Genomic DNA, 14,044 nt, shown 5'->3' with positions numbered 1-14,044 from the left:
TGACACAGTAGCATGCAAAAAAATGGCGCCTTAGAGAGGCGCCATTATCATTTTTTGAAGCCGGGAAATCAGCGAGTGGTTGTCGGTGACTTCATATAGCGGAAGAAATCGCTGTCCGGGCTTAGAACCATCACGTCCTGATTGCTCTTAAAGCTGCTCTCATAAGCACGCAGGCTACGGATAAAGGCGTAGAAGTCCGGATCCTGGCTGAACGCATCGGCGAACAGTTTCGCGGCTTCGGCATCGCCTTCACCACGCTGGATACGACCCTGACGCTCCGCTTCTGCCAGCGTTTTGGTCACTTCATAGTCCGCGGTCGCACGCAGTTTCTCTGCCTCTTCCTGACCTTGTGAACGATGCCGACGCGCTACCGCTTCACGTTCTGCACGCATACGGTTGTAGATCGCTTCAGACACTTCAGTCGGCAGGTTGATCTGCTTGATACGCACGTCAACCACTTCAATACCTAACGCCGCCATACTGTTCGGGTTAATGACCGCGACTTTACCGTTGGTTTCAGCCTGAACACGCTCAGCCGCTTTCGCAATCGCATCGTCAGCCGCTGGCGTTGTCACTTCATCTTCCGTGCCCGCAGAGCCGGAGTTCAGTGCATCGCGCACTTCCAGGGTCAGACGGCCGCGGGAGTCGGTGACGATGTCTTTCACGTCCAGACGGCCGATTTCAGAACGCAGACGGTCAGAGAACTTACGTTTCAGCAGCACTTCTGCCTGTGAAACATCGCCACCGCCTGTCGCCAGGTAGTAACGGCTGAAGTCGCTGATACGCCATTTGATATAGGAGTCGACGATCAGGTCTTTCTTCTCTTTGGTCACAAAGCGATCGGCCTGGTTATCCATAGTCTGGATACGGGCATCCAAGGTTTTTACCGATTCGATCATTGGGATCTTAAAGTGCAGACCCGGCTCGTAAACCAGCGGTTTGTTTTCGTTGTCACGCAGAACTTTGCCAAAACGCAGGGTAATACCGCGCTCACCCTCTTTTACGACAAAAATAGAGGTATAAAGCACGACCAGCACGATGATGATGATCGCAATAACTGACTTACGCATCGTTATTCCCCCTGACGCTGGTAGTCGTTACGCTGCGCGTTGGCGCGGCGTTGGTCCATGATGTCACCATCGCTTGAAGAAGAGCTGGTGTTGGCGCTGGAATTACCCGTTGACGCAGGTGGCAGACGCAGCAGGTTATTCGCCCCGCTGTTGTCGTTCTTCGCGCCCGCGGCGTTACCGCCTTTCAGCATCTGATCCAGCGGCAGAACCATCAGGTTGCCATTTTTGCTGTCATTGACCAGCACCTTACGGGTGTGGCTCAGCACTTTCTCCATGGTCTCGATATACAGACGCTCACGGGTAATTTCCGGTGCGGCTTTATATTCAGGCAGCAGCTTCGCAAAACGCGCCACTTCACCCTGTGCTTCGAGGATGGTCTGAGTCTTGTAGGCGCGCGCCTCTTCGAGGATACGCTGTGCCTGACCGTTAGCACGCGGCTGTACTTCGTTGATGTACGCTTCCGCTTCACGGATGTACTGCTGTTCGTTTTCACGTGCAGCAATCGCATCATCAAACGCGGCCTTCACCTCTTCCGGCGGACGAGCGGCCTGGAAGTTGACGTCCAGCAGGGTGATACCCATGTTGTACGGACGAATGGTCTCTTCCAGCTCGCGCTGGGTATCGCTACGAATAACGGTACGACCTTCGGTCAGAATGCGATCCATGGTGTATTTGCCGATTACGCCACGCAGGGCGCTGTCGGTAGCCTGACGCAGGCTGTCATCTGCGCTGGTCACGCTGAACAGATAGTGTTGCGGATCGGTTACGCGATACTGCACGTTCATCTCAACGCGCACGACGTTCTCATCGGACGTCAGCATCACGCCAGAAGCCGCCAGTTCACGTACCGATTCAACGTTCACCGCCGTGACGTCATCGATAAAGGTTGGCTTCCAGTTCAGGCCAGGCTCAACCAGATGGCTGAATTTACCAAAACGGGTGACAACACCGCGCTCGGCTTCTTTGATTGTGTAGAATCCGCTGGCTGCCCAGATGATCACCGCTGCTGCTGCAACAATGCCCACCACGCGACCGCCCATATGAGGACGCGGCCCCTGGCCAGTACCACCGCCAGTGCCTTTACCACCGCCAAGTCCGCCCAGCTTTTTACTCAGCTTGCGGAAGATATCATCCAGATCGGGTGGCCCCTGCTCGCGACCACCTTTGTTGCCATTTCCCCCGGAGTTGCCGCCTTGATTATTGCTGCTCCCCCACGGGTCGCGGTCTTGTCCGTTATTACCGGGCTGATTCCACGCCATGTATGTGCTCCATATTTGTTATGCGGTGATATACCCTCAAACGCCTGTGCAGCGATGCGGGTATCCCAAAGGGCAAAATCCTTCAGGCATCTCCTTTCCGGTCAGACGACGTAGTCGACCAGCGCAGGTTCTTGTTTACAGAGGCGACGCCAGTCAACGATTGGCATACGTACCTGCAACCCCACGCTGCCGTCATCCTCCATCCACTCTTTTTCTATCGCCTGAAGCTGATAAAAACGGCTGCGCAGTCGGCCTTCTTCTGGCGGGAGACGCAGCGTGTGCTGAGCCACTTCACCAGAAAGACGTTCTGTTAAGGCCTGGAAAAGCAGTGGTACACCAACACCGGTCTGAGCAGATAGCCAGACCCGAATCGGTATGTTCTCTTCATTCCTGTCGATACGTGGCTCAAAACCGTCCAGCATATCGATCTTGTTCATTACCAGCAGCGTCGGGATCTCGTGGGCATCAATCTCTTCCAGCACGATATTCACTGCATCAATATTTTCCTGCAGGCGGACATCCGCAGCGTCAATGACGTGTAACAGCAACGTCGCCTGACGGGTCTCCTGCAAAGTCGCTTTAAACGCGGCCACCAGATCGTGCGGCAGATGACGGATAAACCCAACGGTATCCGCCAGCACAGTTTCACCGACGTCCGTCACGTCTATGCGGCGCAGCGTCGGATCCAGGGTCGCAAACAGCTGGTCTGCGGCGTAAACCTGGGCTTCGGTTATCTGGTTAAACAGGGTGGATTTACCGGCGTTGGTATAACCGACCAGCGACACCGTCGGGATGTCAGCTTTCTGTCGGGAGCGGCGCCCCTGCTCGCGTTGCTTCTCAACTTTTTCCAGTCGTGAGAGGATCTGGGTAATACGGCCGCGCAGCAAGCGACGGTCGGTTTCGAGCTGGGTTTCACCCGGGCCGCGCAAACCAATCCCGCCCTTTTGTCGTTCAAGGTGTGTCCAGCCACGCACCAGGCGCGTCGCCAGATGGCGCAGCTGCGCCAGCTCAACCTGCAGTTTCCCTTCATGGGTACGTGCACGTTGGGCAAAAATGTCTAAAATCAAACCCGTCCGATCGATAACCCGGCATTCGCACAGACGTTCCAGGTTGCGTTCCTGGGCCGGTGTCAACGCGTGATCGAACAGCACGACTGATGCGCCAGTCGCTTTAACGGCATCCGCAATCTCTACTGCTTTACCTTCACCAACAAAATACTTTGGGTGCGGCGCTTTACGGCTACCGGTAATCACCTGCATTGCTTCGACACCGGCGGAAGAGACCAGAGATTCAAACTCCTGGAGATCTTCCATATCTTTGTCTTGCGAAAAATAGATGTGTACCAGCACCGCCTGCTCACCGGCATCGTAACGGTCAAACAAGCGTAAACCCCTCAAAAAAGATCAGCGGGGAACGCAGAAAACCTGGCTCCCCGATATGGAAATAACAGCCAGTAACCTTATTCGGTTTCTTCGCTGTCCTGCGCAGGCGCTGAAGAGCCCTGTGCGTTGCTGCCGTGATGGTAGTTACTGGAGCCGCCGCCAGCGTTATTGCTGTGATGAGATACCGGGCGAGACGGAACAACAGTAGAAATCGCGTGCTTGTAGACCATCTGGCTGACCGTGTTTTTCAACAGGATCACGAACTGATCGAAAGATTCAATCTGACCTTGCAGCTTAATACCATTCACCAAATAAATAGAAACTGGAACACGTTCCCGACGCAGTGCGTTCAAGAACGGATCTTGTAAAGATTGCCCCTTAGCCATTCTATCTTTTCCTTATATGCTTGTTTTGTACTTAGAACCTTGCGATTCTGAAAAATTGCGCACGATACGGCTTAATTGTACACATTCAGTCTGCGATATCACCAACAACCTGTAATACATCGTGTAACGCCTGTTGCGGCTTTTCACTGTCTAACCAGTGAACCCCGTCCCAACCGCGCAACCAGGTTATCTGGCGCTTCGCCAACTGTCTCGTGGCGCAAATACCTCGATAAACCATTTCATCATGTGATATTTCACCTTCAATGTATGACCACATCTGGCGATAACCCACACAACGAATGGAAGGCATGTCCGTATGCAAATCTCCACGGGCAAATAGCGCCCGCACTTCTGCTTCAAAATCTGAAGCCAACATCTGATGAAAACGCTGCTCAATTCGCTGATGGAGCAGTTCACGGCTCGCCGGGGCGATGGCGAACTGATGCACCTGATACGGCAGAGCCTCTCCTGACGTTTGCGTCAGTTCCGTTAAAGTTTTACCCGAAATGAAAAAAACTTCCAGTGCCCGGGAAAGCCTTTGCGGATCATTTGGATGAATACGTGCTGCAGCAACCGGATCGATCTCTGCCAGTTGCTCATGCAGCGCACCCCACCCCTGCTCTGCTGCCTGATGCTCAATCTTTGCTCTTACTGCGGGATCGGCCGAAGGTAACGGTGACAGCCCTTCCAGTAAGGCTTTGAAATACAGCATTGTTCCGCCCACCAGCAGCGGGATACGTCCTGCTGCTGTGATCTCAGCCATATGCGCCAGCGCATCGCGACGAAAATCAGCCGCCGAATAAGCCTGCGCCGGGTCGAGAATGTCCAGTAATCGGTGCGGTGCCGCGCGTAACTCGTCTGCGTTAGGCTTTGCCGTACCAATATCCATCCCCTGATAAATAAGGGCGGAATCAACGCTAATCAACTCTACTGGCAAAACTTTACGTAACTCAATGGCTAACGCAGTTTTGCCCGAGGCCGTTGGCCCCATCAAAAATATCGCCTTTGGCAGGCTGGTATTACTCAAGTTACTCATTTTTAAGGGCGGTCTTTGCCGGTTGTAAATCTATAAGTTGCAACAAACCACCCGGCGGCGCTTTCACCAGATGCGGACAGAGACGTTCGACCTCTGCCAGCACGGTGATAGCCTGCGCCATGCTCCACGTCAGGTGGTCGCTTGCCAGCTGGCGGGCGATCCACTGCGCGGTATTGGCGGCATCAAACGTTGTCTGCTGCGCCAGGTAGCCTATCAGTTCAGGAATCAAGTTTTGTAAATTTTGTTGGCGTAAGGGTAAAGGCACGGCACGAAGCGTGACATGATGCGACTCCTGCACCATTTCAATACCCATTTCAGCAAGGGCAGCCTGATGACGCTGCACAACCTGCGTCTCCTGCGGTGAGATTTTTATCCGCACCGGGATCAGCAACGGCTGTGCGCAGGCCTGATGCGGACCCGGCGCCAGCTGCGCCTGTTTCAGCCAGCGTTCGGCGACCGGCAGGGAGAGCAGCGCCAGCTGACCGTCACGCTCCAGCAGCGCCGCATCGGGCGCGACGATGGTCAGCACCCGGCCAAAACTCTGGCTATGGCTCGCCAGCGCTGGCGTCGTGGGGACGACCTCATCCGCTTTTTGCGCCGGAGCAGGAGTGTCGAGCAAGGTGCGATATACCGCTCCCGCCTGCTTCTGGTAGCCCGGCTGGGCATGAGGATAATTCGCGCCAGACGCCCGGGGGGCTGAGCCGCCAGACGAAAAACGCGGGGCGGCAGGTTCCCGCGCCACCGCGGGTTCAGCAAACTGGTTTCTGCCCGCCGCAACACGGTTCTCCGGGATCGGACGTGGAGCGGGCACCTCTTCGCTCAACGGCAAGCCCGGCTCGGCCTGCTGCTGCAATACGCTCAGCACGCCCTGATAGATAAAGTCATGTACCAGCCGCGACTGATGAAAACGCACTTCATGTTTCGCCGGATGGACGTTGACGTCCACCTGATGCGGGTCGATCTCCAGATACAGCACAAAAGCGGGCTGCTCGCCGGCGCCCAGTTTATCCTCGCACGCCTGGCGGATCGCATGGTTGATGAGACGGTCACGCATCATGCGGCCGTTCACGTAGCAATACTGGATCTCGGCAAATGCGGAACTGTTCGCTTTCGGATCCGCTACCCAGCCGCGCAGGGTCAGATCGCCATGCTGCCACTCAATGGCCAGCGCCTGTTCCAGGAACGGGGTTCCGCAGATGGCGCCAAGCCGACGCTCTTTCTGCCCGCCCTGCGCCACGGCGCGGTACTGACGCATCACCTTGCCGTTGTGGCTCAAATTGATGGTGACATCGAAGCGCGCCAGGGCGATACGGCGAATGATCTCGTCGATGTGGCCGAATTCGGTTTTCTCGGTACGCATAAACTTGCGCCGCGCGGGGGTGTTATAGAAGAGATCCAGCACTTCCAGCGTTGTACCCACCGGGTGCGCGGCAGGTTTCACCGTCACGTCCATATCCCGGCCTTCGGCGTAAGCCTGCCAGGCTTCCTGCTGTTCAGCGGTGCGGGAGGTGAGCGTCAGGCGGGAGACAGAGCTAATACTGGCCAGCGCTTCGCCGCGAAAACCGAGGCTGATGATGGCTTCAAGGTCGTCGAGGGAGGCAATTTTACTGGTGGCGTGGCGAGCCAGCGCCAGTGCCAGCTCCTCTTTTTTAATACCGCAGCCGTTATCGCGAATTCGAATGAGTTTCGCACCGCCGCGTTCGATATCAATATCGATGCGGGTCGCGCCCGCATCGAGACTGTTTTCCACCAGTTCTTTCACGACCGATGCAGGACGTTCCACCACCTCACCGGCGGCGATTTGGTTCGCAAGCTGCGGCGGCAGAACCTGAATCGGCATGAAATCTCCTTAATGGGTCGAGGACGACTCGCCCGGTAACATGGCGGTCTGCTCCGCGCCACCCTGTGGTGCAGACTGGAGCGGATGCGCATCAAAGTACTTACGCAGGCCCTTGTAAATCGCTTCGGCAATCTGCTGCTGATAGCTGTCGCTGGCCAGCAGGCGCTCTTCACCGTTATTACTGATAAAGCCCGTCTCCACCAGGATGGACGGGATATCCGGAGAGCGCAGCACGCCCAGGCTGGCATGTTCCGGACGGCGCTTATGCAGGGAACCCACGCTTTGCAGTTGGCTCAGGACGTTAGTCGCCACATCATACCCGACGCGCTGGGAATGGCCGAACTGTAAATCCAGCACCGCCTGGCTCAGGTAGGGATCCGACTGGCTGTTCGCCAGTACGTCACCTGCCCCGCCTAACAGCTCGGATTGCTTTTCATGTTCCTCAAGCCAGTTTGCCATTTCGCTGTTAGCACGACGGTTGGAAAGCACCCATACGGATGCCCCCGTCGCGTTGCGGTTGGGAGCGGCATCGGCGTGCACAGAGACGAGGAAATTAGCGTTCTGCTGGCGCGCCACGTCTGAGCGGCCCATGACCGAGATAAAATAATCGCCGTCACGGGTTAACACACCTTTAAACATCGGGTCGTCGTTCAGCAAGGTCCGCAGCTTACGGGCAATGGCAATGGTCACGTTCTTCTCACGCGTACCACCCGGTCCGATGGCGCCAGGATCATCGCCACCGTGTCCGGCATCAATCGCAATAATGACTTTATCGCCGTTTACCTGACGGCGCGCCTGCGCTGCCGGACGGGTCACCGTGTTGCTGCTGGTGACGCTGGTAATACGATCGCTGCCGGATTTAAACGGATTTCGCGCTGGCTCTGAAGGGCGCGGCGCAACGACAGGCTCCTCCATACGCTTCACCACCACCGGTGGCGGAGGAGGCGGCGGTGGCGCATCGGCGTTGATGGTAAAGACCACCATGTAGTTCGCACCGTTCTGCTGCTTCACCGCCCGGGTCTTGCCGTTTTGGGTTAAATCGACCACCAGACGCAGGGACTGCGCGTCTTTTGGCGTACCTGAACGGATGCTTTGCACCAGGTTATTGCCGCTGAACTGGAGCGGCAGCCCTTTGATGACGCCGGTCTGTTTGATATCCAGCGCAACGCTGCGCTTATCGACCTGCGAAAACGCATACTCAGGATCGCCCATAAAGCTGAAGGTGATCCGGGCCTGATTGTCTCCGTTGGAAACCTGAATATCGGACAATGTTGCCGCCCCGGCCTGTGCACAAAACAGCACCGTTGCTGCTATCAACCAACTTTTAACGCGATTAATCATCCCGTTATCTCTTAACTTAACCGGCTAAACGCGCCAGTATCGATTTTCCTGATGCAGAGACAGCAGTCACGCGGGCCTCACGCCCTTGCGCCTGATACTCCAGGTGAATTTCAACGTCGGGTTCAGGCAAGACGCCGGTACCCTGCTGCGGCCATTCGACGAGGCAAATGGCATCGTTGGCGAAGTAGTCACGGATCCCCATAAATTCCAGCTCTTCAGGATCGGCAAGGCGATAGAGATCGAAGTGGTACACCATCAGGTTTTCCAGGGTGTAGGGCTCAACCAGCGTGTAGGTTGGGCTTTTCACATTTCCCTGATGCCCCAGCGCCTGCAAGAAGCCCCGGCTAAAGGTGGTCTTACCCGCACCAAGATCGCCATACAGATAGATGACGGTTGCGCCCTCGCAGGCCTGCGCCACGCGCTGGCCGAGATCTAAAGTTGCCTGTTCGTCGGGTAAAGGGATCACTCGATTAATCATTTTCTACGTCAATTATTCTTGGGTTAACGACACGCCGCAGCGCGTCAAAAAGATCGGTTGCCAGCATGCCGCGCGTGCCGTACTGGTCCGCCAGCCTGTCGGCAGCTGCACCATGCGCGACGCAGCCTGCGCAGGCGGCATCATAAAGCGCCAGTTTCTGTCCGAGCAACGCTCCGATAATACCCGAGAGCACGTCGCCCATTCCGCCGCTCGCCATTCCGGCATTGCCGACATCCACGATGCCTGCCACTCCGCTCTCGCTGGCGACGACGGTACCGGCGCCTTTCAGAACCACAACACCACCGTAACGTTTTACCAGACGCTGGGCAGAATGTAAGCGATCGCTTTCAATTTCTGCAACGCTGCAGTTAAGCAGCCGCGCGGCTTCGCCGGGGTGCGGCGTCAGGATGCGATTGTGACGTTTATCCGGGTTGATTGCCAGAAGGTTCAGCGCGTCAGCGTCCCACAGCATCGCATGCCGGAAATTCCCGACCTTGCGTAATGCCTCTTTCCCCCATGACTCCTGCCCCAGACCAGGTCCAATCACCACCACATCGGCCCAATCCAGGCTGTCGTCCAGCGACTCTGGCGTCAGCTCATGCACCATAAGTTCAGGCCGGGCGGTGACGATCGGCGCGATATTTTCGCTGCGCGTCAGCACGCGCACCAGCCCCGCCCCCGTACGCAGTGCCGCTTCGCCGGTCATGCGGATAGCGCCCGCAGTGCCGTGGTCGCCGCCGATAATCACCAGCCTGCCGTGATCGCCCTTATGGGATGTGGGACGGCGTGGCGGCAGCCACTGCGCCAGATGCGAGGCATCAAAGCGCGTAATACCCGTCTCCTGCCCGGCGAGCCACCCCTCCAGTCCAAGGGCGTTATGATGCAACGTCCCGACCACATCGCGCGCTTTACCGGTCAGCAGGCCGGGTTTAAGGGCGATAAAGGTCACCGTATGGTCGGCTTGTATGACCGCACCCGGCGTGGTGCCCGTCTGGGCAACCAGCCCGGAGGGAATATCCAGCGCCACGATGGGCGCTTTATGTTGGTTTGCATGGGTGATTAATCCGGCGACCTCATCGCGAGGTGCGCTGTGTAAACCGGTTCCCAGCAGGCCGTCGACGATCAGGTCGATACCTTCCGGCCAGGGCGTATCCGCAGCGTGGATCACTCCCGCCGCGTCCAGCCAGGCTTGCCGCGCGTTGGTTGCCTCTTCCGGAAGGGGTTTGTCGCTTTCCAGCGCCAGCAGCGTGACGGTAATGCCTGCGGCAAGCGCCAGGCGGGCAACCACATAGCCATCGCCGCCGTTATTGCCATGACCGCACAGGATCAGCCAGTGGCGGGACTGCGGGTATGCCGTGCGGGCAACGGTAAAAGCCGCCTCGCCCGCGCGCTGCATCAGTTCGTAAAGGGTTATGCCGAGACTGTCTGCCGCCTCTTTTTCGGCGCGCCGCAGGTCATCCGCGGGCCAGACAGAGTGTGGTATACTTGCAGGGTTTTTCTTCACAGTATGGTCCGTCATGTCACAGCCCCTCGATCTCAATCAGTTAGCGCAAAACATTAAACAGTGGGGCGCTGAGCTTAGTTTTCAACACGTGGGTATCACCGATACCGATCTCTCTGCCAGCGAGCCAAAGCTGCAGGCATGGCTGGATAATCAATACCACGGCGAGATGGAGTGGATGGCGCGCCACGGCATGATGCGCGCCCGCCCGCATGAACTCTTGCCGGGAACCCTGCGCGTGATCAGCGTGCGTATGAACTACCTTCCCACCGGGGCTGCTTTTGCCAGTACGCTGAAAAATCCGTCGCTGGGCTATGTCAGCCGTTATGCCCTGGGGCGTGATTATCATAAACTTTTGCGTAACCGACTCAAAAAGCTTGGGGAAAGGATTCAGGAGCAGTGCGCCACGCTGAATTTTAGACCCTTTGTCGATTCTGCGCCTGTTCTCGAGCGCCCGCTGGCTGAAAAAGCCGGGCTCGGCTGGACAGGTAAGCACTCACTTATCCTCAGCCGCGACGCCGGCTCTTTCTTCTTCCTTGGCGAGTTGCTGGTTGATATCCCTTTACCGGTGGATAAACCGGTCGAAGAAGGCTGCGGCCGCTGCGTGGCCTGTATGACTATCTGCCCCACCGGGGCCATTGTCGAGCCGTATACCGTCGATGCCCGCCGCTGCATCTCGTACCTGACCATTGAACTTGAAGGGGCCATCCCGGAAGAGTTTCGTCCCTTAATCGGCAATCGCATCTACGGTTGCGATGACTGTCAGTTGATCTGCCCGTGGAACCGTTACTCGCAGTTAACGGAAGAGGACGACTTCAGCCCCCGCAAGGCATTGCACGCGCCTCCGCTGATCGAACTGTTCGCCTGGAGCGAAGCCTGGTTCCTGAAAGTGACAGAAGGATCGGCGATTCGCCGTATTGGTCACCTGCGCTGGCTGCGTAATGTCGCCGTTGCGCTGGGAAATGCCCCCTGGGATGAGGCCAATATTCAGGCGCTGGAAAGTCGCCGGGGTGAGCACCCACTTCTCGATGAGCACATAGAGTGGGCGGTTGCGCAGCAAATAGACAAGCGAAACGCCTGTGTGGTGGAGGTGCAATTACCGCAGAAAATCAGGCTGGTACGCGTGATCGAAAAAGGGCTGCCGCGCGATGCATGATGTTTCCACAGGCTGTGAATAAAAATTAAAAGCCAGAAGTACTCTGGGTGCGGCTACAGGTCAAGTGATCGGCTTAACAATTTGAAATGAAATTTTATTTATAATTTTCAAGGAATTATAAAGTTACTATTCATCAGGCGAAGTAATTGAGTAATCGTCAGAAAAAGACAAAGCTGTGGATAAGTCTGTTAAGAAGAGTTTGTCAGAAATGAAACAAATCATCCCTGGCGGGGCTTTCCGCTGTGGATATCTGGAGGAGGAGATAAAATTTGGAGCGGGAAACGAGACTCGAACTCGCGACCCCGACCTTGGCAAGGTCGTGCTCTACCAACTGAGCTATTCCCGCTTAATCTTCGTCTTTCAAGCCGCCTTGTTGCAACTCGAAATCCTGCGATTTTGGTGGTGTGTATCTTGCGATACCTTTTAAATTTTGGAGCGGGAAACGAGACTCGAACTCGCGACCCCGACCTTGGCAAGGTCGTGCTCTACCAACTGAGCTATTCCCGCTTAATCTTCGTCTTTCAAGCCGCCTTGTTGCAACTCGAAATCCTGCGATTGGTGGTCTTACTGCGCAGCAAACAGATTTGGAGCGGGAAACGAGACTCGAACTCGCGACCCCGACCTTGGCAAGGTCGTGCTCTACCAACTGAGCTATTCCCGCAAAATCTGTGCTGTCGTAACGATGAATTCTCTGTCGTTACGGGAGGCGCATTATACGAGAAATCCTTTCTGCTGCAACCCCCCAAAAAGCGTTTTTTTATAAATTTAGTTCAAGTGCTGCAATATTCATCACATTGCGCAGTTTTAAAGCATTATGACCCGGCAGGCGCAGTGCTGCCGGGAAGAGTGCTTATAAATTAATAAAATGTTCGCGGTAGTAAGCCAGTTCCGCCACAGACTCACGGATGTCGTCCATGGCCTGATGGGTGCCCTGCTTCTTAAAGCCGTCGAGGATTTCTGGTTTCCAGCGACGCGCCAGCTCTTTCAGGGTGCTGACATCAAGATAACGGTAGTGGAAATAAGCCTCCAGCTCCGGCATGTACTTAAACAGGAAGCGGCGATCCTGGCCGATGCTGTTGCCACAAATCGGCGACTTGCCCTGCGGCACCCACTGCTTCAGAAATTCGATTGTTGCCAGCTCAGCTTCGCGGTCGCCCTGGGTACTGGCTTTCACGCGATCCACCAGCCCGCTGCCGGTGTGGGTACGCACGTTCCAGTCATCCATCAGCGCCAGCTGTTCGTCGGACTGATGTACGGCAATGGTTGGCCCTTCCGCCAGGATATTCAGGTTCGCGTCGGTCACCAGCGTGGCGATCTCGATAATGCGATCGCGCTCGGGATCCAGTCCGGTCATCTCCAGATCGATCCAAATCAGATTGTTTTCATCTGCACTCATGTTATTTTCCACCCTTCTCGCATAACCGGCCGTGGCAGGTTAACTAGTATTAATTAGTGTGTATCATAGAGGTTTTGCCCAATATGGGCGACCAGGAGCCAGCACGATTGAGTAAAAATAAACTCTCCAAAGGGCAGCAGCGCCGCGTAAAAGCCAATCATCAGCGCCGCCTTAAAACCACTTCGGAGAAGGTCGACTACGACGACAACCTGTTTGGCGAGCCCGCGGAAGGCGTCGTGATTAGCCGCTTCGGTATGCATGCCGACGTGGAGTCTGCCGATGGCGACGTTCACCGCTGTAACATTCGCCGCACCATCCGCTCGCTGGTCACCGGTGACCGCGTGGTATGGCGTCCGGGCAAAGCTGCCGCAGAAGGCGTAGCGGTGAAAGGGATCGTGGAAGCCGTGCATGAGCGCACGTCGGTATTAACGCGCCCTGACTTCTACGACGGCGTAAAACCGATTGCCGCCAATATCAATCAGATCGTGATTGTCTCTGCCATTTTGCCGGAACTGTCGCTGAACATTATCGACCGTTATCTCGTCGCCTGTGAAACTCTGCAGGTAGAACCGTTGATCGTGCTGAACAAGATTGATTTACTCGACGACGACGGCATGAGCTTCGTTAACGAGCAGATGGATATCTATCGCAAGATTGGCTACCGCGTGCTGATGGTTTCAAGCCGTACGCAGGATGGGCTGACGCCGCTCGAAGAGGCGTTGACCGACCGCATCAGCATTTTTGCCGGCCAGTCCGGGGTGGGTAAATCCAGCCTGCTGAACAACCTGCTCGGCTTGCAGCAAGAAATCCTGACTAACGACGTTTCTGATAACTCGGGTCTGGGTCAGCACACCACTACCGCCTCACGTCTGTATCACTTCCCGCACGGCGGGGACGTGATCGACTCCCCGGGGGTGCGTGAATTTGGTCTGTGGCATCTCGAACCCGATCAGATCTTTAACGGCTTTGTCGAATTCCTCGACTATCTAGGCGCGTGTAAATACCGCGACTGTAAGCATGATAACGACCCCGGCTGCGCCATTCGTGCCGCGGTTGAAAACGGTGAAATTGCGGAAACCCGCTTTGCGAATTATCACCATATTCTAGAAAGCATGGCGCAGGTAAAAACGCGTAAAAGCTTTTCTGAATCTGATGACTGACAACTAAGCTAAGCGTCGCTAAAATCGTCCCCTTTTTTC

12 protein-coding genes and 3 tRNA genes are annotated in these 14,044 nt (G+C 56.0%); 2 read left to right on the top strand and 13 right to left on the bottom strand.

Annotated elements, in window-relative coordinates; all coding sequences use genetic code 11:
- Positions 1-68: 68 nt before the first annotated feature.
- The 9 genes from hflC to nnr all read right to left on the bottom strand — a co-directional run bounded on the left by hflC (position 69) and on the right by nnr (position 10,311).
- Positions 69-1,070 carry a protease modulator HflC gene (hflC, locus tag FHN83_RS13675; RefSeq protein WP_139564041.1) on the bottom strand — a complete coding sequence of 334 codons (1,002 nt, stop codon included), beginning with the start codon at positions 1,068-1,070 and terminating at the stop codon, positions 69-71.
- Positions 1,071-1,072: 2 nt separating this feature from the next.
- Positions 1,073-2,329 carry an FtsH protease activity modulator HflK gene (gene hflK / locus FHN83_RS13670; protein WP_039028442.1) on the bottom strand — a complete coding sequence of 419 codons (1,257 nt, stop codon included), beginning with the start codon at positions 2,327-2,329 and terminating at the stop codon, positions 1,073-1,075.
- A 101-nt stretch (positions 2,330-2,430) separates the two neighbouring features.
- A complete protein-coding gene (gene hflX, locus FHN83_RS13665; protein ID WP_039028441.1) occupies positions 2,431-3,711 on the bottom strand; it encodes a ribosome rescue GTPase HflX in 1,281 nt (426 codons plus the stop codon).
- 77 nt (positions 3,712-3,788) lie between these two features.
- Positions 3,789-4,097, bottom strand: coding sequence for an RNA chaperone Hfq (gene hfq / locus FHN83_RS13660; RefSeq protein ID WP_032616179.1), 309 nt, complete (start codon positions 4,095-4,097; stop codon positions 3,789-3,791).
- An 85-nt stretch (positions 4,098-4,182) separates the two neighbouring features.
- Positions 4,183-5,133 carry a tRNA (adenosine(37)-N6)-dimethylallyltransferase MiaA gene (gene miaA, locus FHN83_RS13655; RefSeq protein WP_139564040.1) on the bottom strand — a complete coding sequence of 317 codons (951 nt, stop codon included), beginning with the start codon at positions 5,131-5,133 and terminating at the stop codon, positions 4,183-4,185.
- Positions 5,126-6,973, bottom strand: a complete 1,848-nt coding sequence (gene mutL, locus FHN83_RS13650) for a DNA mismatch repair endonuclease MutL (protein WP_139564039.1) — start codon at positions 6,971-6,973, stop codon at positions 5,126-5,128. The genes miaA and mutL overlap by 8 nt, the downstream gene beginning before the upstream one ends.
- Before the next feature lie 9 nt (positions 6,974-6,982).
- Positions 6,983-8,314 (bottom strand): N-acetylmuramoyl-L-alanine amidase AmiB, encoded by a 1,332-nt coding sequence (gene amiB / locus FHN83_RS13645; RefSeq protein ID WP_039028438.1) that lies wholly within the window; start codon positions 8,312-8,314, stop codon positions 6,983-6,985.
- A gap of 16 nt (positions 8,315-8,330) precedes the next feature.
- On the bottom strand, positions 8,331-8,792 hold the full coding sequence (gene tsaE / locus FHN83_RS13640) for a tRNA (adenosine(37)-N6)-threonylcarbamoyltransferase complex ATPase subunit type 1 TsaE (RefSeq protein WP_039028437.1): 462 nt from the start codon (positions 8,790-8,792) through the stop codon (positions 8,331-8,333).
- A complete protein-coding gene (nnr, locus tag FHN83_RS13635) occupies positions 8,785-10,311 on the bottom strand; it encodes a bifunctional ADP-dependent NAD(P)H-hydrate dehydratase/NAD(P)H-hydrate epimerase (RefSeq protein ID WP_139564038.1) in 1,527 nt (508 codons plus the stop codon). The genes tsaE and nnr overlap by 8 nt, the downstream gene beginning before the upstream one ends.
- Between nnr and queG the strand changes: the two genes are divergently transcribed.
- Positions 10,310-11,449, top strand: coding sequence for a tRNA epoxyqueuosine(34) reductase QueG (gene queG / locus FHN83_RS13630; protein ID WP_139564037.1), 1,140 nt, complete (start codon positions 10,310-10,312; stop codon positions 11,447-11,449). The genes nnr and queG overlap by 2 nt on opposite strands.
- Positions 11,450-11,719: 270 nt before the next feature.
- Here queG and FHN83_RS13625 read toward each other — a convergent pair.
- The 4 genes from FHN83_RS13625 to orn form a co-directional block, all read right to left on the bottom strand.
- A tRNA-Gly gene (locus tag FHN83_RS13625) sits at positions 11,720-11,795 on the bottom strand.
- Positions 11,796-11,880: 85 nt separating this feature from the next.
- A tRNA-Gly gene (locus tag FHN83_RS13620) sits at positions 11,881-11,956 on the bottom strand.
- Between the two features lie 78 nt (positions 11,957-12,034).
- Positions 12,035-12,110, bottom strand: a tRNA-Gly gene (locus FHN83_RS13615).
- A 189-nt stretch (positions 12,111-12,299) separates the two neighbouring features.
- Positions 12,300-12,845: an oligoribonuclease gene (orn, locus tag FHN83_RS13610; protein WP_039028434.1), complete on the bottom strand. Its 546-nt coding sequence runs from the start codon at positions 12,843-12,845 to the stop codon at positions 12,300-12,302.
- Positions 12,846-12,952: 107 nt separating this feature from the next.
- On the opposite strand from orn, the gene rsgA reads away from it, so the two are divergent.
- Positions 12,953-14,005: a small ribosomal subunit biogenesis GTPase RsgA gene (gene rsgA / locus FHN83_RS13605; protein WP_176556493.1), complete on the top strand. Its 1,053-nt coding sequence runs from the start codon at positions 12,953-12,955 to the stop codon at positions 14,003-14,005.
- Positions 14,006-14,044: the final 39 nt, after the last annotated feature.

This window comes from Leclercia adecarboxylata, assembly GCF_006171285.1.
Classification (GTDB): Bacteria; Pseudomonadota; Gammaproteobacteria; order Enterobacterales; family Enterobacteriaceae; genus Enterobacter; species Enterobacter barmai.
This window is presented reverse-complemented; position numbering and strand designations above follow the sequence as displayed.

Coding starts and splice junctions, on each gene's coding strand:
- hflK (WP_039028442.1), bottom strand. CDS start 2,329: ATGGCGTGGAATCAGCCCGGTAATAACGGACAAGACCGCGACCCGTGG.
- hflC (WP_139564041.1), bottom strand. CDS start 1,070: ATGCGTAAGTCAGTTATTGCGATCATCATCATCGTGCTGGTCGTGCTT.
- hfq (WP_032616179.1), bottom strand. CDS start 4,097: ATGGCTAAGGGGCAATCTTTACAAGATCCGTTCTTGAACGCACTGCGT.
- amiB (WP_039028438.1), bottom strand. CDS start 8,314: ATGATTAATCGCGTTAAAAGTTGGTTGATAGCAGCAACGGTGCTGTTT.
- orn (WP_039028434.1), bottom strand. CDS start 12,845: ATGAGTGCAGATGAAAACAATCTGATTTGGATCGATCTGGAGATGACC.
- tsaE (WP_039028437.1), bottom strand. CDS start 8,792: ATGATTAATCGAGTGATCCCTTTACCCGACGAACAGGCAACTTTAGAT.
- nnr (WP_139564038.1), bottom strand. CDS start 10,311: ATGACGGACCATACTGTGAAGAAAAACCCTGCAAGTATACCACACTCT.
- queG (WP_139564037.1), top strand. CDS start 10,310: ATGTCACAGCCCCTCGATCTCAATCAGTTAGCGCAAAACATTAAACAG.
- mutL (WP_139564039.1), bottom strand. CDS start 6,973: ATGCCGATTCAGGTTCTGCCGCCGCAGCTTGCGAACCAAATCGCCGCC.
- miaA (WP_139564040.1), bottom strand. CDS start 5,133: ATGAGTAACTTGAGTAATACCAGCCTGCCAAAGGCGATATTTTTGATG.